14 protein-coding genes are annotated in these 20,921 nt (G+C 43.7%); 2 read left to right on the top strand and 12 right to left on the bottom strand.

Annotated elements, in window-relative coordinates:
* The 11 genes from B4C48_RS09080 to B4C48_RS09030 form a co-directional block, all read right to left on the bottom strand.
* On the bottom strand, positions 1-1,772 hold a 1,772-nt coding region (locus B4C48_RS09080; protein ID WP_291355717.1), incomplete at its 3' end, for a proton-conducting transporter membrane subunit.
* Between the two features lie 396 nt (positions 1,773-2,168).
* Entirely contained in the window at positions 2,169-3,536 is a 1,368-nt protein-coding gene (locus B4C48_RS09075; RefSeq protein WP_291355715.1) for an ATP-binding protein, read from the bottom strand.
* Positions 3,537-3,566: 30 nt separating this feature from the next.
* Positions 3,567-5,072 (bottom strand): 3'-5' exonuclease, encoded by a 1,506-nt coding sequence (locus B4C48_RS09070; protein ID WP_291355713.1) that lies wholly within the window; start codon positions 5,070-5,072, stop codon positions 3,567-3,569.
* Positions 5,073-5,082: 10 nt separating this feature from the next.
* Positions 5,083-5,865 carry a bifunctional phosphoribosyl-AMP cyclohydrolase/phosphoribosyl-ATP diphosphatase HisIE gene (gene hisIE / locus B4C48_RS09065; RefSeq protein ID WP_291355711.1) on the bottom strand — a complete coding sequence of 261 codons (783 nt, stop codon included), beginning with the start codon at positions 5,863-5,865 and terminating at the stop codon, positions 5,083-5,085.
* 239 nt (positions 5,866-6,104) lie between these two features.
* Positions 6,105-7,184, bottom strand: a complete 1,080-nt coding sequence (locus B4C48_RS09060) for a patatin-like phospholipase family protein (RefSeq protein WP_291355709.1) — start codon at positions 7,182-7,184, stop codon at positions 6,105-6,107.
* 137 nt (positions 7,185-7,321) lie between these two features.
* A complete protein-coding gene (locus B4C48_RS09055; protein ID WP_291355707.1) occupies positions 7,322-8,422 on the bottom strand; it encodes a hypothetical protein in 1,101 nt (366 codons plus the stop codon).
* A gap of 67 nt (positions 8,423-8,489) precedes the next feature.
* Positions 8,490-9,935 (bottom strand): hypothetical protein, encoded by a 1,446-nt coding sequence (locus tag B4C48_RS09050; protein WP_291355705.1) that lies wholly within the window; start codon positions 9,933-9,935, stop codon positions 8,490-8,492.
* A gap of 770 nt (positions 9,936-10,705) precedes the next feature.
* On the bottom strand, positions 10,706-12,325 hold the full coding sequence (locus B4C48_RS09045; RefSeq protein ID WP_291355703.1) for an ABC1 kinase family protein: 1,620 nt from the start codon (positions 12,323-12,325) through the stop codon (positions 10,706-10,708).
* A 10-nt stretch (positions 12,326-12,335) separates the two neighbouring features.
* The gene (locus B4C48_RS09040) at positions 12,336-13,019 is read right to left on the bottom strand and encodes a ubiquinone biosynthesis accessory factor UbiJ (protein WP_291355701.1); all 684 of its coding nucleotides are present in this window, start codon (positions 13,017-13,019) and stop codon (positions 12,336-12,338) included.
* Positions 13,020-13,030: 11 nt separating this feature from the next.
* On the bottom strand, positions 13,031-13,975 hold the full coding sequence (gene ubiE, locus B4C48_RS09035; protein WP_291355699.1) for a bifunctional demethylmenaquinone methyltransferase/2-methoxy-6-polyprenyl-1,4-benzoquinol methylase UbiE: 945 nt from the start codon (positions 13,973-13,975) through the stop codon (positions 13,031-13,033).
* A 168-nt stretch (positions 13,976-14,143) separates the two neighbouring features.
* A complete protein-coding gene (locus B4C48_RS09030; RefSeq protein ID WP_291355697.1) occupies positions 14,144-14,848 on the bottom strand; it encodes an FFLEELY motif protein in 705 nt (234 codons plus the stop codon).
* Between the two features lie 205 nt (positions 14,849-15,053).
* Here B4C48_RS09030 and B4C48_RS09025 point away from each other — a divergent pair, with 205 nt between their 5' ends.
* Positions 15,054-16,472: a polyphosphate:AMP phosphotransferase gene (locus tag B4C48_RS09025; protein WP_291355695.1), complete on the top strand. Its 1,419-nt coding sequence runs from the start codon at positions 15,054-15,056 to the stop codon at positions 16,470-16,472.
* 79 nt (positions 16,473-16,551) lie between these two features.
* Here B4C48_RS09025 and B4C48_RS09020 read toward each other — a convergent pair whose 3' ends face one another.
* Positions 16,552-17,037, bottom strand: a complete 486-nt coding sequence (locus B4C48_RS09020) for a hypothetical protein (RefSeq protein ID WP_291355895.1) — start codon at positions 17,035-17,037, stop codon at positions 16,552-16,554.
* Positions 17,038-17,220: 183 nt separating this feature from the next.
* Here B4C48_RS09020 and B4C48_RS09015 point away from each other — a divergent pair, with 183 nt between their 5' ends.
* Positions 17,221-20,913, top strand: a complete 3,693-nt coding sequence (locus B4C48_RS09015) for an exodeoxyribonuclease V subunit gamma (protein WP_291355693.1) — start codon at positions 17,221-17,223, stop codon at positions 20,911-20,913.
* The last annotated feature ends 8 nt before the right edge of the window (positions 20,914-20,921 follow it).

Here is a 20,921-nt window from a genome sequence, read left to right as displayed (position 1 = left end):
GTCAGCAAAGCGCCACTAAACAGCACAATCCACATCAAATAGCTTTGCAGTGAACCATTTTCGGTTTGCCGTTTGAACTTGCGTGAATTCAGTAACAGGTGTTTTAAAAATAAATCGAACAGCACTCTGCCCTGAAATTTGCCGAGCAGGGGATCGAGATCAATGTCACGAATGCGACCGCCTTTGGCCAAAGCAAAATAGAAAATGATCCCGCCGAATAGCGCAATGACACTCATCAGCAAAGGCAGGTTAAAACCATGCCAGAGGGCCAAATGACTACCGATAAAGTCAGGCATTTGCGTGCTGGCACGTGCAGTTGCATTGACAATATTTTCTACCAGCAGCGCAGGTAGCAGGCCCACTAGAATACATAAGACCGCCAGCAATATTGCAGGTACGCGCATGCCCAATGGCGGCTCATGGGCTTTCTGGTTAGGTACTTCTAGGCCAATCGGACCATCGAAAAATACGCCATGCACTAAACGTACCGAATAAGCCACTGCAAAAATTCCGGCCAGGGTGGCCAGAATGGCAGAAACAATAAGCACGGGACCAGACAGGTTGGCCAACAGTTCAGTAAAGAACATTTCCTTAGACAGGAAGCCATTGGTTAGTGGCACACCAGCCATGGAGGCAGCGGTGATCATGGTCAGGGTGGCCGTAAAAGGCAGCAATTGCCAGATACCGCTGAGCTTACGCAAATCCCGAGTTCCGGTTTCATGGTCAATGATCCCGGCCAGCATGAACAGGGCAGCCTTAAAGGTGGCATGGTTGATAATATGGAAAATGGCTGCCGCAACGGCCAAGGGTGATCCAATCCCCAACAAGCACACAATCAGGCCCAAATGACTGATGGTGGAATACGCCAGCAAGCCCTTTAAGTCTTCCTTGAAAATGGCAAAGAAGGCAGCCATACATAAGGTGAATAGACCCACGAAAGTCACGATATTATGATAAAGCGCAGCACCGACAAAAATTGGCGTAAAGCGTGCCAGCAGGAAAATGCCGGCTTTCACCATGGTGGCAGAGTGCAAATAGGCTGAAACCGGCGTCGGCGCTGCCATGGCATTCGGTAGCCAGAAATGAAACGGAAATTGTGCACTTTTAGTAAAGGCGCCGGTCAAAATGAGTAACAGGCTAGGTACAAATAGAGAGTGACTTTGAATTTGATCTTTCATCGTCAAAATTTGGTCAATCTGATAGGTTCCGGTCATTTGACCGAGTAGAATGAAACCGCCCAGCATTGCCAGACCACCCATACCGGTAATGGTCAGTGCCATACGTGAACCACGTTGCGCAGCTTCGTAATTGCTCCAATACCCCACCAACAGGAAGGAGGAAATACTGGTCAGTTCCCAAAAAATAAGCAGTAAAATTAAATTGTTAGAAAGTGATATCCCGAGCATGGAGGCCATAAACAGCATCAGCAAAAGATACAATTTGCTTAGGGAGTTTCTAGGATTTAAATAATAATAGGCATAAATATAAATGAGGGTGCCGATACCGCTAATCAGCAGGCAAAATAACAGGCCTAAGGCGTCCAAGCGAAAACTTAGATCGATACCGAGCTGAGGTAACCAGGTCCAAGTTTGTATGATTGTTCCGCCATTAAACACTTCTTTAGCTTGCATCAGTAACAGGGTCAGACTACTCAGGCTGACTCCTATGGCAGCTAAGGCTGTCACCCCGCGTGAAAATTTCAGCCACGAGACAAGGGTAGTGCCTAATACTAACGGTAACAGGATAATAATCGGTAGCACACTCATATCCAAAGTCGTGAGTTAGGCGATCAACACCTAAACGTGAATCTTATCTTTCAAGGATTACAGGATTGCAAAGAGCCATCCAAACTTCTCAATCTTGAAAGCCGGTTTGAGTAAAAAATTGAAAAACAAGCTGTGTTGCGCAACTTGAAAAAAGTCTGAGTAAAATCGGATTTTACTATAAAACTTTAAATAAACTTGATCTTATTACATGAGTAAAACAACATCAATTATTTTCGCGCACACAGGTGAATTTGTCGACATTTCATCAATGTTGTGTCAACAAACCCTATTTATTATACGCCCTCCATGCTGAAGCGGCGTAGCATGTTTAGCCAGATGAAATGCGCTAAGCGAATTTTTGAAAGATACTGAATATTTTGTAATAGGATTCAAGCATGTGTATCAGGATATAGGACGAGAAGAAGATGTATCATCCTGTTGTTGCATTAAGTGCAATAATTCAGTTTGCTGTTCTAGCGTTAAATGTTGCTGGATTTGCTCTAACAGGCTTTCAGGAGTGACACTTTCTGATTCAGGCTCAGTTAAGGCATCAGCCTCAATCACTTCTTCATTAAACACCAGATTTTCATAAATCGTGTCAAATTTTTCCTGTAACGGTTGCAGCTGCATATCGAACAGCTGTTTGTTTTCCAGCTTTAAACATTGATATTCAGTTGCATGTTCCAGTAATTCAGTTCGGTTGCCGGTGGCAATAATTTGCAGACGCGGAAAAGCCTGATGCAGGCGCTGTAAAATCACTTGCGAGGTATTTTGATCCAGCTGATGATCAATCGCATCAATCAGCAAAATACCATCACCTTCCAAACACGGATATAAACTGTTTGGATTGAGCAAGCATAAGCGGCGCACAATATCCCCCACCAACGCAATCCAGTTTTTAACACTGTTGGAAAGTTGCTGATAGAGCATAGTTTTTTCAGCATAACTGACCATCAGCTGTAATTTGGGCTGATACTGCACATAGATATCCTCAAAACTAGGAAGCACGGTGCTTAAGGCCTGTTTTAAAGCATCCAGACTCGGTGCATTCATTTGCTTTTGTGCATTCAACAGATGTTGCAAAAAGTCATTTTCTTTATTTTTCTGAATGGAGGGATGAGACACCAGCTGCTGAAACAGTTGCGCAATCTGGGCATTTTCAATATCGCTAATTTCACGAAACCACTCAAAAAAACGGTTAAAGGTAGTATAGGGAATGGTGGAAATTTCATAAGCATGAGAAGTCTGAAACACCGCCGGATTATTTTTACTCTGAATATTCATTTCACTGACAAAGCGTTCTGCCGGGTAATAGGCAATCAGCGGCAAGCCTTGCTGCTGATCGTGTTTCAGTGCGTTATGATAGAGCTCAACCAGATTGTCTAATTGCTGGGTTTCGGCCTTGCAAGTACCAATGCCATGACTATTTAAAGTTTTATAAATTTGCCAGTCACACGTGGTCAGGCTCTTGTCCCCAGCTTCGCTAGAAGCATTTAAAGTACCAATATCGGGTGGAATATGAACCCGAATATCAATTTTGGATTGCAGGCGGGTAAACATGATGTCCTGATCCTGCATGACCACGCCGGCAGCACGCGAATCTTTATAACGTGCTGCAAACCAGGTCAGTGCCTGATAGGTAAATTTTAAAATACCGGTTTTACCCGAGCTTTGATCGCCCAGAATCAGGGTGATGGGTTTGTCATTAAAGTTCAGCTTGAGATCGGCAAAATGAAGTGCGTGTTTGAGTTGAATAGCGTCAATTTTCATAAAACACCTGTCTTGCATCCGAAGCGAAAATTATTCTCCCACAGCTTTACGCAGCGATACCGGCATTTGCTTTTTCAGTTGTTGCACCAGATCGTAAATGTGGTGAATATTTAAACTTACTTTAGCACGTGTGCAGGCCACGTAAAGCAATCTTAACTCTTCGTCACTAATTTTATGGTCTTTTTCATTGACCTTAAATTGATAGTCATCTTCGATGTGCACCCGGTCCCATTCCAGACCTTTGGCTTTGTGTGCAGTCGAAATGATGTAGTCGGCCTGTCCAATCGGAGTGATTTTAGCCAGAGCCCGTTTTAATGGGTCGGTGCCGTGATCATCCACCAGTTTCACCAGTGGTTTGATGTCACTGCCATCATTGGTTTCACAGTATTCATGTACGTCGTGCCATGAATTAAACCAGGCCAGTTCCGGCACATCAGTCACGCGGCGACCCTGTTTCAGCATGCTGGCAGCATCGACAAAACGGTTCAGTTTGACATGATCGGCTTGCAAGCTGACTTTATCGCCATGTACTAGTCCGGAAAGCAGCAGTTCCATGGCACGGGCATTGGTACGGCACAAAATCGCATCACGCTGTTTGGTATGCGGTTTATTCACCACTTTGGAATTCAGCTGCGGATTACCCAGTAAAGGCACAGTTTCATTTAATGCGCCCAAAATGGCATTGGCATTCAAGGCAATTTCTTCACCAAAACGGAATGAGGTGGTCAGACGTGATTCAGGCAGCGGCAGCTGTTGCATGGCATTGACCGCACCGCGCCAAGCATAAATCTGTTGATGCGCGTCCCCCACATAAATCACCTGGGTATTTCTTTGTCGTAGCAAAATGCCCAGCATCAGCGGGTCGGCATCTTGTGCTTCATCAAACAGCACATAATCTGCTGGAATATTCGGCTCGGACAGCGCCCAAAGTTTCAGATAAATATCATGCCCAATACCGGCCTGATGATTAGGATCAATCGACTCTAACCAGCGCCGTTCAACTGCTGGATAAAGATGTGTTTGCAATTCAGCAATATCGTCGGGATGCAACCAGCTCGGTGCCTGCAGATGACGCGGTGCCGGATATTGCGAACTGGTCGAGCAGAAATAGCTGACCGCATTTGCCACCAGACTTGCAAGACGCGACGGCATCATCACATATTTTTCATAACGTCCGCCCATCATCCGGCGCAGGGTAATCGGTTGCAGTCGATATTCCTTGGCAATAAAACTCGGACTTAAACGCGGCAAGCGAAGTTTGTCAGTCACGCCACGGGGCGCACTGCGAAAAGCCAGCGAGTGAAAAGTGCGACAGTCGACATTGCGATGGAATTTACTTTGCGCCTCGCTAGCAATGGCTTTGTTAAACGCCAGATACATACCACGCCGTTCAGGCATGGCATCACTGATCATTTGCAAAGTCGTGGTTTTACCTGTGCCTGCATAGGCAATCACTTTAAAGGATTTGCCTAAACGCGCATTGTCTATGGCAATGGCCTGCTCATAAGTAGCGCTTGGTTTTTTCGAATCAGACACAGTCATAGGCTTAATGTTGACGATTGGCTTTTTCAACCAATCCGGATAAGCCCTGACGACGAGCCAACTCGTTTAAAACTAGTTGTGGGTCAAGGTCGAAATAACCGAGCATCACAATGGTATGGAACCACAAATCAGCGACTTCATAAATCAGGTCGTTTTTGTTGTCTGCATTGGCTTCAGATTTAAAATCTTTGGCTGCGATGATGGTTTCAACGCTTTCTTCACCAATTTTTTCCAGAATTTTGTTCAAGCCTTTGTGATACAGCTTGGCGACGTAAGATGAATCAGGATCGGCTTTTTTACGTTCCGACATCATTTGGCCCAAATAGTCCAGAACTTCAACCTGTTCAGACTGGGCAGTCGAGGCATTCATGGCAAGGGTATGCGGATTGGCAGATTTTTCAGCATAAATCTGGCTTGGATCTTTTAATTGTGCATCGACAATTTCCCAGCCATTTGCGGTCAATTTACGATAGAAGCACGATTCACGGCCCGTGTGGCAGGCAATACCGCCATGCTGTTCAATCTGCAATACAATCACGTCGGCATCACAGTCCAGGCGGATTTCATGCACCGTCTGGAAATGACCCGATTCTTCCCCTTTATGCCACAATTTTTGACGTGAACGGGAGAAATACACCGCTTGGTTTTTTTCTGCAGTTAAGGCTAAAGCCTCACGGTTCATCCAAGCCACCATCAATACACGACCGCTTTGATGATGCTGGGCAATGGCAGGGATTAGACCTTGTTCGTTAAATTTTACTTCATCGAGCCATTGCGCGTTGTTCATGAGAATTTCACCAAAAATATGTTCAAAATGGAAAACAGCGAATAAAAATCGCAGCTGTATAGTGTACGTGATTAGCGGCTGTTTGAGAAAAAAATATACGCCTCACCATTTTGATTTCTGATTCCAAATGGTTTAGGTAGTTTATTCACCAAAGGTTTTATAACATTCAAGTTATTTGAAAATAAATTCATGTACTCATCAAACGAAACTTCATTCTCTAGATTTTCATTAAAATGATTTTATAAATCCTGCATCAACTGCGGGAAATTCTGTTTCTCCACCATTTCCAAAAACTCATCACCCAAGCGCTGGCTTTCTGCCACCGATTGATTCCACATGCGAATCCGCTGTTTCTGGTCCAGACCTTTTAAGGTGAAATCTTTACGATCCGGCAAACGGCCGAGTGGTAGGGATTGTAGATACTCGATTGAGGGGGAAAGCAATAAGGTCCTTGCCTGATTTTCCGGACTGGCCTTGCGCTTTTTCAGCATTTTGTCGAACCAGCCCGGAGTGATGCTGTCGCTAAAATGCGGATACAGCACAATGCCCTGGCTTTGAAACGGCAGATCAAGATGATAGTCAATTAAACCGCCATCGCGGTAACTGCCTTTAGGCGCATCGGGAATATCGCGAATTGCCGCCATCACGCCAGGAATAGACGCAGAAGCCATCAGCCAGGAGGTGACGTTATTAAGATTTAAAGGCTGATAATGCGTGGTAAATTCATCATGGACTTTAAATTGGGTGCCCATTTCCGGCTGGCTAATGACACGTTGCATAAACAGACGGTTGTGCTTGCGTGCCAAAGCATTGCTGCCGATGATTCCGGCCACTGATGCCAGTAAAGGCAAGGATTTGTCACTTTGGAAAATGTGCTGGGCCTTGATCGAGATGACGGCCAGATGATAATCGGGATGCTCAACCAGTTGCTGCTCTTTGCCTTGCACCAGATCAATCAGCATGTCGCGGCAAATATTACCGACTTCCTGACGGGTCATTTTTTTATGGAAATACAGATTGGTATAAAGCTCTGCAAGACGTTCAGTGCCTTCTTTCGCGCCCCATGCAGCAATGCTGGCAAAACGCCAGCTGCCAATCGATGAACCAATCAGGGTTCTACGCTGCGGCGCTTGTGCAAGGAAATCGCCAAAAATGGCTTGATCGAGACCTTGAATGCCAATGCCTTTGGGACCACCTGCTGCACCGGGAACGATATCGACAAAATTTGCCTGCAAACCTTCTTTTTCAATCAGTTGACGTGCCAATTTTCCGGCAAGGATATTTAATGAAGCAGGGCGTTTTTGCAAGATTTGCGTCATGATCTACTATTCACTATACAGGTGTGCGGTTATTTTAAGCGAAAGCTGATTGATCCCAATGGCGAGAAGTGTCCAAAGGTGACTTTGGAGTCATAGAATGAATAAAAAAGCCTGAAGGGCTCAGGCTTTTTTGATGCTTAGAAACCGCGGTATTGAACCCCAATAGAAGCCAATCCATAACGTTTGTCTAAACGGGAAGCGGTGACCCCATTATAGATGAAGGGTACATAGCCCACTAAGTTATTTTGGAAAATCTGACCTTGCAGGTAAGCTGTCAATTTAGGTGTAAAGTCATAACTGAACTTGGCACCGACGGTATGATTGTCCTTAATCGCTTGATTGCCAAAATTAGACACACGGTCATCGATATTGTCGCGCCACAAGCGTTGGTAATGGTAGGCGAGCTGGCTTTCAAATTGTTTATAGCGCCAGTTCCATGACCCGCCTAAGCCTGCATAATAAGCGTCATAGTTGAGATCTTTCTGCACATCCAGATCAAATCGATCCGCATAGTTTCCAATATCAATATCTCGTACAATGAGACCATCAATAAGGCAGCGACCAACTGGTTTTCCAGTTAACTGATTGTTCGAGTCAATATTGATATTGGCTTTACAATCCCGTCCATTCCCGGTCAAATGAACCATCAAATCCAATTCATCAACTTCAACTTTGCTATATCCTAAAGAACCAAAGAAATTAACTTGATTCATAAAGTCAATTTTATGGGTATAAATAGTGTCTAGTTGAATTTGCGTGTCACGCGGATTAGAAACAACGACCTCATTAATTGTACGGCCATTCACATTGGTAGGGGAGGTTTTCGCTAACTCATCCGCTTGATTGCCCCAGAAAGAAAGTTTAAAAGCAAGATTAGAACGATCAGTAGAAAGACTTGCCGGAAAGTAGGTAATGCCTAAGGCGCCAGAATCTAATTTATTGGTATCTTTGCCAAACTCGATTTCTCGACGCCAATAGTCGGCATTGATAGACCATTCAGGATGGAACTGATATTGGGCATTGATATGCGCACCAATATAATCTCCAGAATCTCCTTGAACACCTTCACTTTCTCGTAAATCCAGAAAGTCGACAGTATCATTAACTAAATCTAGGCTTACATTCGTCGTAAGTTTATGTTTAGCAGGCGTGGCTTGTAAAAACAAATCATCGGGTGCGGCATAGGTATTAGAAATAATAAATGCTACAGAAATAAAAAGTAATGATTGATTTTTCAACTTTATTTACCAAATAGAAAGTGAGAGAAAAGCCAGTGATGAATCACTGGCTTTTTTTTATTTTTGATTATTGAATCGTAAAGTAGCCTGTAGTGGTAACACCGCTGAAGGCAGTAGCAGGTTTATTTGGAATACCAAATGAACCCAGGTTTAATCCTAAAGCTGCAGAGATTGGATAAACAGTCGGAGCAACAAAAACCGATACATCCGCATTAACGAAGTTGCTTGAAGCAATCAAGTTCTTATAGTTGGTATAAGGTTGACGTAAAACTGTGAATTTATTTGCTAAATCTGACAGAGAAATTGAATCACCTGTAAACTCAGTATCCTGCGCAACTTCGAATGAACCTTTCGGCGAATTTGCCAAAGTTGTTTCAATTTCAATTACAGCACCCGCTGGAATAGTAATTTTGCTGATGGCAATATTATTGTCAAATGAAACGTTTACCTGGCTAATATACGCGGTCAGGGTTTCAGGCTGGCCATTTTGACCAATTGCAGCTTTCGCCTGGAAACCTAATTTAATAGAATCCGTATCTGTAGTCGCTTTATTTAAAATAAACTTCACTTGAGCTAAAGAATCAATTGCATTTTTATCAACGGATAAACGTGCATCATTTCCAGAATTAATAATTTCTTGAATATTTTTATTTGCAACGCTCAGTCCGCTATAGCTAGCAGATGCAATTTCATCCTGAATGTCAGCAATAACACCAGGGTTGTTAGCTAAATAATCTTCTAACTTAGTATTTCCTGATGAGGTCAAAGCTGTATTGATAATATCAGTTACAGCTTCTACTTTTGCCTGATTCTGTTGTAATGCTGTTTTAACTTCATCAGAGGCAGATTGTGCAGCAGTAGTGAATATGAGTGCTACAGCATTCGTATTTACGCCTGAATTAGTAAGAAGAGAAGTCGTAGCTGATGCTGTTTGAATGGCTTTCACGGCTTGAGCCATAGTTAAACCAGAATCTTCAAGTTGAGTTAAAATTTGTTGTAATACAAATACTGCCGCTTGTTGATTATTAGATCCCTCAGCAATTGGATCAAATGTCGTGACATCTTCATTCAAACTAAAACCTAGCTTACTAAGCAGATCTTGAAATTCAGCTGCTGGGAGTTCAGCCTGTAAAGTCGTTAGAGGCGTTGCAACTATTTCATTAGTCGATGAAGTTTGATAGTTAATAGGTTTAACTTTTAACTCTCCAGCAAATGGAAGTTTGGTAACCGTATCAACACCGCCAGTAATGATGAAACCGGTTTCTTGACAATTTACAGTCGTTTTAAAAGAAAATTTGCCGTTTTCATCTGTTTTTAGATCTGGATAGGCATCTTGACAAGCCGAGTTAGTGAAATCGACATCTGCACCCGCTAAATAAAAATCCACAGCTGTACCAGAAATAGTTTTAGGAGTAAAAGGCGCTTCAGAGCCGCCGTCACCTCCACCCCCACCACAAGCAGTTAATAGAATTGCAGAAGCTAAGGTCGACCATTTTAACGCATGATTTTTCATTGTATATTCCCTGGTTTTTTGTAACGGTTTTTTTAAAGTTATTTGATAGTGTATTTTTTAACTTATTTTTTAAGAAAAGTCTTTTAGATTAAATGTTAATCATAGTTAAATTATCTTTATTTTTATTTTAATTGAAAGTGATTTAAATTTTTTAATATATTTTTCATAATGTTATTTATTTTTTTTGGTATGAGATTGGTTTTTTGTTATTTGAAATAAATCTAAAAAATAAATCCTTTATTGTTGATAAATATAATAAGTTTTAAATTTTTTTATCTGAGTTTTATTTAATCGCATTGACTTTAGTCCATCATCATTATATTTCAATGACTGACATATTCTGTCAATAGATTTATGAAGAATATAAATGCATGAAAAATAGGTTGAAATTCTGTTTATTTACTTTCATGAATTAATTTTCAACTTATCATTTAAAGTTAGATGAGCAGAGTCCTGAGGAGTATAAGGGTGTAGATTCATTTTCATGACTTGGCTGCTCTTTCACTTATATATCTGCAACATATTAGTAGATCATCACGTTTTCAGAAATCTATTCTGGTTCGGCTATTTTTAATAGGCAGCTGCAAATTTCTAAATGCCTTTAATAACCCGGAATAAATTCGTATAAGTCATATAGAGCTTAAGACATGCTGGTGATTAAAAATGTGAGTTTGAAGATGAATTTAACTCATGATTGCCAAAACCATTTGGACAGTTTTGGCTTATGTATAACCCAAATTACTTATAATATTATAAGTATAATCAAATTCTTATTTAAAAATTCGCCAAACTGCAAGCAAGCTCGCCAGCATGATTAGAATAATCGAAATATACCAAGGTGCAATAATCGCAATCGACAACAAAATTGCCATCAAGCTACCGAAAATCCAGCTGCGTTTTTGCTGATGTTCCATTTGCAAGCGCATACTTTGCAGCTCATGCAATTGTTTGGAATGCCAGGCCGACTGATTTTTTAGACCATTTAAACTGTCAATCATCAAGCTCGGTAAATCCTGCGCACCGAGCAGAAGATCAGGAATTTTTTGTCCCAATTCCTTCAGGTTCTTTTGCGGATTCATTTGCGCTTTAATCCAGTTGGTCAGGATCGGTTTCGCCAGTTTCCAGATATCCAGTTCAGGATAAAGGTCGGTTCCCAAGCCTTCGACATGCACTAATGTTTTCAGCAAGAGCATCAGCTGTGGTGGAATTTCCAGATGGAAACGACGGGCAATATCCATCACTTGAATCAGAATGCCGGCAAAATCCAGCTCATGCATCGGTTTCGATACCATTGGACCGACGGTACGGCGCATTTCACGCGCCAAGGCATCTTGATCAGTTCCTGGTGGAATCCAGCCAGCTTGATGCACCACCAGAATCAGCTGCATAAAGTCGCTGTTCATTACTGCCAGTAACATGCGTGCCACGGTCATTTGATCGTGTTTGGACAGCTCACCCATAATCGCGCAATCCAGTGCAATAAAGCGTGGATTACTCGGATTAATGGTTTCGACAAACACGTTACCCGGATGCATATCGGCATGGAAGAAGTTGTCACGGAATACCTGGGTAAAGAAAATGGTCAAACCTTTTTCTGCCAGGTCCGCGCGATTCATTCCCATACGGTCAAAAGTGGCAATATCGGAAATAGGAACACCGGTGATGCGTTCAGCCACCATCACGTCTTTGCTGTCCATATACACTTCAGGCACATACATCATGCTTGAGCCAGTAAAATAATGGCGCATACGACGGGTGTTGTCGGCTTCTAAGGTCAAATCCAGTTCATTTAGAATGATTTGACGATAGTCCTGAATAATTTCCGACAAATGCAGGGCACGCGCTGCTTCCAAGCGTTTTTCCAACGCTGCACCGAGCCAATCGAGAATTTCAAAGTCTTGCAAAATTTGCTGGCGAATGTCGGGACGAGTGACTTTAACCACCACTTCACGACCATCATGCAGAGCAGCGGTATGCACCTGAGCAATGGACGCTGCGGCAAGCGGCTGTTCATCAAAACGGGCAAACAAGGTATTTACATCGGCTTTCAGTGATTCCTGAATGCGGGTTTTGGCAATGTTATTATCAAACGGCTTAACTCGATCTTGTAAAAGCACCAATTGTTGTAAAACTTTGGGTGGGATCAAATCACGGCGGGTTGAAAGCAACTGCCCCAGTTTAATCGCCAGCGGTCCCATTTCTTCTAAAGCTTCTTTTAGCTTCAGTGGGTTTTTACGTTCACGGCTAGACCATGCCGCAGGGTGCATGCGAATCAAGCTTAAAACATGACGGGCTTTTTCTGGTAATTCTTCCGCAGGAAACAACGTGTCGAGTCTATAGTGCGCGGCAATGCGCCAAAGTTCGAGTAAACGTGAAACATGCGGAATCATATATCTAAACCTAATCTTGAGGTGAAGCTGGAGGTGTATCTAAAGTATCAATCTGCGCTCGAAGCTGCTGAATTTTGGCTTCGGCACGATCTAAATTTTGATTGAAAATTCGGGTATCTTGCTGCAAACCGTCCATTTGCCAGCGTGGAGCAAATAAGCCGCTATCTTCTTTTAACGCATCTTCAGCAAAGAATAAATAACTTTCTAAGGAACGTTTTAAATGTTTCGGTGCCAGCTGGATTTTGCCAAGTTCATGGGCAAGGGCAGGACCAATCCATGGACTTAAATGTGAAGCTAAATCCGGTTCGGCCTGTTGCATGATACGCTGAATATCCTGCAACAGGTGATAGTCACCTTGCAGCGGAATATTGCCGACATCATCCGCCAGTAACAGCTTCAAAAGCTCAACCACATTTTTAACCTGCAGGGTCGCGGTCGCTTCCGAAATCTGCTGGTTTTGATCAAACGGACGTTGTTCGAAAATGGATGGGGTCGCGCTTTGACCGGTGACGGTTGGTTCCAGACGCACTTTATTGTCGTCAAAGAACACATCGACAGAAAGCTGTGGTGAGTCAATCACCACACGCAACATTTTACCTTGCAATTCATTGAGCTGAATGCGGGTAATCGCATCCAGATCAATCATATGATGAATTAATCGTTCAACTGCACCGAGTGCCAGAATCGACCACATAGCATAAAACCTTAAAGTTTAAAGCCGCGGTGAACCGCCACAATACCACCAGTCAAGTTGTGGTAATCACAGTTCTGGAATCCTGCATTTTCCATCATGCCTTTCAAGGTACGTTGGTCCGGATGCATACGGATCGATTCGGCTAAATATTTATAACTTTCCGAGTCATTGGCAATAATTTTACCCATGATTGGTAAAGCGGTGAATGAATACAGATCATACAATTTAGAGAATGGCTCGAATACCGGTTTAGAGAATTCAAGCACCAATAAACGGCCGCCTGGCTTAAGAACACGGTACATTGCCGCGAGTGCTGCATCTTTGTCGGTGACGTTACGTAGGCCAAAGCTGATGGTCAGCAAGTCAAAACTGTTGTCTGCAAATGGCTCTAAAGTTTCAGCATTGGCCAAAACGAAATCGACATTGGTACAACCGGCATCGATCAAACGGTCACGACCCACATTCAGCATCGATTCGTTGATATCTGAAAGCACCACATGTCCTGTAGGACCGACTTCACGGCTAAAGACTTTAGCCAGATCACCCGTACCACCTGCAATATCGAGTACATGCTGACCACGGCGTACGCCTGACATATTAATGGCAAAACGTTTCCAGAGGCGGTGAATACCGAATGACATTAGATCATTCATGATGTCGTATTTGCTGGCGACTGAATGGAAAACTTCAGCCACTTTCTGGGCTTTATCTTCACTGCTCACAGTCTGGTAACCGAAGTGGGTGGTTGCCCCGACATTACCGGTATTGGCACCACGTGGCAGGTTATATTTCGGTACTGAACCGGTCACTAGGGTGTCGGTCAACTGTTGTTGTAAAGATTGTTGCTGACCTTGAGCAGTGCCTTGCGGAAGAGGCTCAGTTAAGAAAGGACTCACTTTGTCTGTATTTTGGGCCGGCTCAGGGGGAGAGGTAGGCGTTTGATTTTCGTTAGACATTAGAGTCACTCCTAACATAAAAATAGGGTTAATGTTGCAGTGCTTGCATGATGACAGATTCTAAGACGTTGTACAGCAATCTGCATGCAATTGTTATGAATAATATACAGAAATCTGCTCTATGTTTTTATTCACTGCTTAATTTGTTAGTTCCATCACAACATCAAGTTACTGAAATGGGTGCGGATCGCCGGTGTGAACTTTATGGATAATTTGACGTTCAACTGCAGTAAAATCCTTCACGAACTTCTCTGCCGACTTTAGCGGTTTCATGGCCAAAAAGCCATCCTGCATAAATTCATACATGACATCGAAGTTATATTTGCTGGCTGCGCCTCTACACATTTTAAAGGCGGTATAGACCACAAATGAGCGCATGTATTTATCCAGGCTAAAACCGAGCTGGTCGAGCAAATCCAGCTGATTTAAACGGTGTTGCCCCTGATCCAGTTTCAGATAGGTCAAACGCATCATCTCGTCGGTTAAGCCTTCATGCGGATGATAATCTTCCAGTAGCTGCATGGCGACCTGCTCGTCCAGTTGGACCGCCAGAATCGCCAAAGATACACCTGATGTACCTGTTTTCACGGCATTTTCAGGAATCAGTTTTTCTGCCTTGTGTGCATATTTCATCAAGCGTGCGATTTGCTCGGCCAGGGCATCAAAATCCGGGCCGCCATACAGGCGGTTCAGGAAATACTCCGACATCAATACATTTTGTTTTTCTGCAAACTGCTTGTGATGGGTAGATTGCATACGCTGTTTTTGCCAGGCCTGCACATCTTGCAGACGGCGAAAAATTTCAGGATTTTGATGATAATTCAGTTGATAGTACAACTCTAAAAGATCATCCAATGCAGCCAGTTTAGACATGCTGTGTCTCTATTATTTTTTAGATGGCTAAATCTTAGAGCCAGATGAGAAAAGTCGCTATGACAAACTGTGCGAAAAATGATTTAAATTAAGTCAGTTTGCTGGAAAACAAAGCAATTATAAGCAACACAAACACTATGGGTTCAAATTCAGCCTTGTACTATGCTTGAATTGACTGAAATTTAGAATAGAGGACGGGGAAAATATGACCCTTAAAAAAACAAAAAATTCATTACTTGATGAAGATGAGCTTTCCCTGAATCTGATTGAAGCACAGTACTTTTTAAAAAATACCCGCGATCAAAAGAATGCTAAAAGCGTGCTAGTGCTGGTCAATGGGATTGAGCTGGCCGGAAAGGGCGAGGCAGTGAAGCAGCTGCGTGAATGGGTTGATCCGCGTTATTTGCTGGTTAAGGCCGATGCTCCCAACATGTTTAATCAAAAGCAGACTTTTTGGCAGCCTTATGCGCATTTTATTCCTGCCGAAGGTCAGATCATGGTATGGTTTGGTAACTGGTACAGCGACTTGCTGGCCACGGCCTTGCATGTGTCCAAACCTCTCGATGAAACCCAGTTTGATGCCTATATTGAAGATATGCAGGCTTTTGAACAGGACTTGAAAAACAATCATGTCGATGTAGTGAAGGTCTGGTTTGACTTGTCCTGGAAATCTTTGCAAAAGCGGCTGGACAATATGGACCCTAGTGAAGTGCACTGGCATAAATTACATGGTCTGGACTGGCGCAATAAAAAACAATATGACAATTTGCAAAAAATGAGTCAGCGCTTTCTTAAAGACTGGCAAGTGATTAATTGTGAAGATGAAAAATCCCGTGATCAGCAATTTGCACAGATTATTTTGGCGGCTATGCAAAATTGTCCAAAACATTTGAGCGAAGCAAAAGCCGAATGGAAACAGGCGGCTGTTCCAGAGTTGCTACTGCATCCTGAAAATCAGCCCACGACCAATGAAGACTATAAAAAAGAGCTGAAAGAACTGTCTGTTAAAGTGGCAAATGCATTACGTTTTGACGACCGTAAAGCGATTATCGTTTTTGAGGGCATGGACGCAGCAGGGAAAGGCGGCGCGATTAAACGCATCGTTAAAAATCTGGATCCAAGAGAATATGATATTCATACCATCGCGGCCCCGGAACAATTTGAATTACGGCGTCCTTACTTGTGGCGTTTCTGGACCAAGTTACAAAGTGATGAAGACATCAGGATTTTTGACCGTTCCTGGTATGGGCGAGTGCTGGTGGAACGGGTAGAAGGCTTTGCCAGTGAAGTCGAGTGGCAGCGGGCTTATGAGGAAATTAACCGCTTTGAAAAGGATTTGGTCAATAGTCAAACCGTGGTGATCAAATTATGGCTGGCAATAAGCAAGGATGAACAGGCCGCCCGTTTTAAAGCCCGTGAAGAGACGCCAAACAAGCGCTTTAAAATTACTGAAGAGGACTGGCGCAATCGGGAAAAATGGGATGCTTATTTAGAGGCAGCCGCGGATATGTTCGAACGAACCAGTACCGCTTATGCACCGTGGCATATTATCGCTACTGATGACAAAAATACCGCTCGTCTGGAAATATTAAGAGCAATCTTAAAACAGCTGAGAGTTGATTAAACTCTCAGCGGCAGGATCAACATTGTTATTAAATAGACTGTAAACAGATAAGCAGCTGATGAATTCACCAGCTGTTCTTCTATTTTTGTTGAATACCTTTGGCAATTTTGTAACATTCTTCTACGTGAGCTTCTGCTACTTTTTTCATCACAATGTAGCCTAAACTGGCAGCAATAATCTGACCGCCTAAGGGAATAAATTTAGTCACCTGTTTGGTAATGACCTTGGCTACCACATTGTTGAGCGATTTTTTCACTGCAGTACGCGCCACCACCAAGCCGGAAAATTCTACCCCGCGTTTACGCAGTTCTTGCCAGTGCACTTGTTTGGTTTTTGGATCATAAACACTGATTTGTTCTGGAGCCAAACCAAAACGTGCATTCACTTCCGGAATCAGTTGTGACAAAATTCCGACATCGATGACCACATCCAGAAATGGAACGGGAATGACGGCTGCTCCTGCAGAACAGTAAGCACGTTTTTTGACAAGTTCTAAGCATTCTTCTCGAATGCTTTCCAAATTTAATTTGGGATCGATTGAGTCTGGAATTTTATCTATTTTCATCATGTAAATACCTTAAATTTCGTGTTATTTGTTGCATTCAACCATCATTAAGGTGTGAATTTCAAAGCATTTTTAAGTTCAGTATCCACCTAAAAGTGACATAGACAGATGCAGATGTATAGTAAATAATCTTTATGCTTTTGTAGGCATTTCATTTTTGAAAAATATTGGGGTAACTAAGTCATGGCCATTCATGTGATTCAAAGTCAGCGTATTGATGTGCTTGTGCACGCCATGCTGACGACCGTGAATAAGCCTGCTGCCACTCCTTTTCAGGTGCTGCAAACCCAACATTTTATTGTACCTTCGCATGCGGTAGAAGCCTGGCTGACCCAGAAACTGGCGGAACAAAAAGGCATCAGTGCCAATACCCAGTTTCATCACCGGATTCGCGGTTTCCAGTGGTCAGCTTATCAGTGGGTGCTGGTCGAGCAAAAAGAACAGGTCCGTAAAGCCAATATTCCGCGAATTATTATCAAGTGGCGCGTGTTTCAGGCACTGAAAGCCTTTATCCAGAGTGAACAAAACCATTTAGAGCTGGATCATCCTTTACATTCTATCGTACAGCGCATTTATGACAGTGCCGACCGTTTGGAACAGGGCATCGAAAAGCAGCTGAAAAAGCAGGGCATGCTGTATTGGGTGGCAGAGCAGGTATCGCGCCTGTTTAGCCATTACATGGAATATCGCGGACATTGTCAGAAGAACTGTCCACTGCAGATGTGCAGTTGCCCAAGCAACTGGTTACAGGCCTGGGGGCAAAATAAAGAACTCCCAATTGAAGATATGTTCTTTAAAACCAATACTGACATTTCTGAATTTACCCTGAATCAGGCACGTGAACTGGAAGCTTGGCAGCGCTGGTTATGGCAGGAAGTATTTCATCAGGACTTTGAGCAAATGCAAAGTATTGATGCTATGTTCTGGGAAATTTTGGACAATCCGGAAACTCGTAAAGCGGCATTAAAAAAATTGCCGCAACAGCTGGTGATTTTTACCTTGCTGGATTTGCCTCCGATGCAACTGGCGTTTTTACGCCGTTTGGGGCAGTACATTGATATTTATATTCTGCACTACAACCCGTCACAGGAATATTGGGCCGACAGTGTCGATCCGAACTGGAAAGCACGTTACGACCTCAGAGTAAAAGAGCGGTTTATTGCCAAAAACCCCAAAGCCGGTGATGCCGATATTGAACAGTTTTTTCAAGAATTTACTTTAAATTTCAATGCGGAGCAGCGTGAGTCACGTCATCCCTTATTGACCCGATTTGGTAAGCAGGCGCGTGATCATTTCTCATTGCTCTCCAACTTGTCTTCCGGAGAAGATGGGGTCTGGGCAGATGCCTTTATTGATGAGTATAAACAGAATTTACTGGGGAAAATCCAGTCCGATATTCTCTATCTGGTTGAACCGCAGCAGCATCAGTATATGCTGGATGAACAGGATGATTCGATTCAGATTCATGTCTGTCATTCCAGTTTGCGCCAACTGGAAGTTTTAAAAGAACAGCTGATTCACTGGCTGGCACAGGGCACAAAAGAAGCGCCACGCAAACCGAGTGATATTTTGGTCCTTAGTCCAAGTTTAACTGAATTGGAACCTTTAATTCGCAGTGTATTTGCACCGCCGCCGAGTGAACGCGACCTGATCCAGCAAAAAGCGGGCAGTCATCATCAACTGTCCCGAGATAGTGTCTATTTGCCCATTCAAATTGCCGGTGTGGCCCAGCTGGATGCGCTGAATGCCTGGCGAGCGGTATTGGGCCGGATTGAACTGATTCAGGGACGTTTCAGCATTGAGGATTTTGCCGACTGGCTGAGTTTAAGCGCGACTCAGCAGTGTTACGGTCTAGATGTGAATGCCATTGAACGCATCACGGAATTGCTGATTGATGCGGGCTTTAAGCGTGGACTGGATGCGCAGCATTTAAAGCGTAGCCTGTGTGAAGGCGACGAAGACTATCGGTTTAGCTTTAAATTTGCGCTGGATCGTCTGGCTTTGGGGATTGCAATTCCAGAACATACTCTGTTTCAAGGTACCCTGAGTTTTGCTAAAGTCCTGCCCAGCGATTTTGAACTGATTGGCAAGCTGATTCAGATTTATCAGGATTTTGATGCACGCCGTGACTGGATGATTGCACATGAGCAAGGCCAAAATGTCCCTGTAGAGCAGTGGCTCAAGCGCCTGATGCAGGATATTGCCGAGTTTGAAGAAACTGGCATCGAGTCTCTGGCAACCGTTTATAAAATCATTAAAAAGCAAGAACGAATGCTGACCCTGGCCAGTTTCTATGATGAACAGGATCATCATGCTTTACGCAGTTTGAGTTTGCCTTTGCCTTATTTGCTGGCAGAGATTAACAAAACGCTGGAAACCCAGCTCGACCATGCCGAACCGACCGGGCAGATTACCTTTAGCCAGATCGGGCAGATTCGCCCTGTGCCGTATAAGCTGATTGTGATGTTGGGACTGGACAGCGGCAAGTTCCCGAATCGTAGCCAGCATTTACCTTTTGATTTGATGGATTTACTGAAACCTCAATTGGGTGATCGCTCGCGTCTGGAAGATGATCAGGGCGCATTTTTGGATCATCTGCTGTTGGCACAGGACAATTTGTGGCTGTTTTATAATGGCTTCGATATCAGTGATGGCGAAGTCCGAGATCCATCCACTGTGTTGCAGGAACTGGTACAACATCTGGCCTTTATCGTGCAGGGCAAACAAGCGGACAGTCAAGCCGCTGCCACTGTAGAGATCAATGGTGTGGAAGTACCTGAACAACTTCGGTCGCTGTATCATGTACATCCTCTATTGCCTTTTGATCCGCTGGGCTTTGAATCGGCTCGACCGGTGCGTTATCAGGATCAATGGTTTTGTGTGGCCGGACAGATTCGCCATGCCACCGGACAGCGTTCAACCTGGGTCAATACCCCGTATCAAAATCTGCAGCAAGATATTCAGGTACTGGACAGTCATCAGTGGATTCAGGATGTCACTTTCCCGGCGCGGCTTTATTTAAAAACTTTAGGGGTGGAAAATCTGCGTCCTGAAGATCTGCCTGCGGTGCAGGAACCCTTGTTGTTGGATGGTTTGGGACGTTATGCCGTGCGCCAGTTCCTGCAAAAGCAGGACGGTGCCACGCAAGCTGAATTGTTAATGGATCAGCTGCCAATTGGCAAACTGCAACAAAGCAGCTGGAAAATGAGTGTGGTGGAGCAAGAACGTTTAAAAGCGCGATTGCTGAAATATGCCCCTGAAGTGACGGCAACCACGCAGCAGGTGTGGAAAGTGAATGATCATGTGTATATGAACATTCAATTGCCGAAAAACAGTGCAGAAAAATGGGTCAGTCTGGAGGCTTCAAGTGCGCGTGCCAAGCGCCGTGCCAAAGTCTGGCTGGAATATCTGCTCTGGCTGGCTTACTTAAATCTAGGGAATGGTGGCGAAAAACTGGCGCGGATTGTGGTGTTCAGTGACCGAACCATTTTATGTCATGGCGTGACGTCGAATAAAGCACGTGAATGGCTGGATCACTGGCTGGCGGCCTGGAAATATGGGCAAAGCCAGCCGTTGGTATTGCCTGCGGCATTATTACTGAAAATTGCGGAAAAAGATAAAGAGCATGACTGGCAGCCGAATGAGCAGAACCAGATGTGTATTGATGATATGGATGTGATTTATAAAGACTGGCATGAAGATGGCAAGTTTAGCGGCTTTTCTGTGGTCGATAATGAAGCCACCAAAATGCATCGGGACTGGCAGTTTATTTTGCAGGAACAGGATGCGACGGCGTTGCTGGAAGATGCCTGCGCACAATTTTCCTATCAGCTCTATCAACCGGTATTTTTGCATCAACAAGTGATTGAAGAATAAAAAATAAT

The organism is Acinetobacter sp. UBA3106, from assembly GCA_002365595.1.
Taxonomy (GTDB): Bacteria; Pseudomonadota; Gammaproteobacteria; order Pseudomonadales; family Moraxellaceae; genus Acinetobacter.
This window is presented reverse-complemented; position numbering and strand designations above follow the sequence as displayed.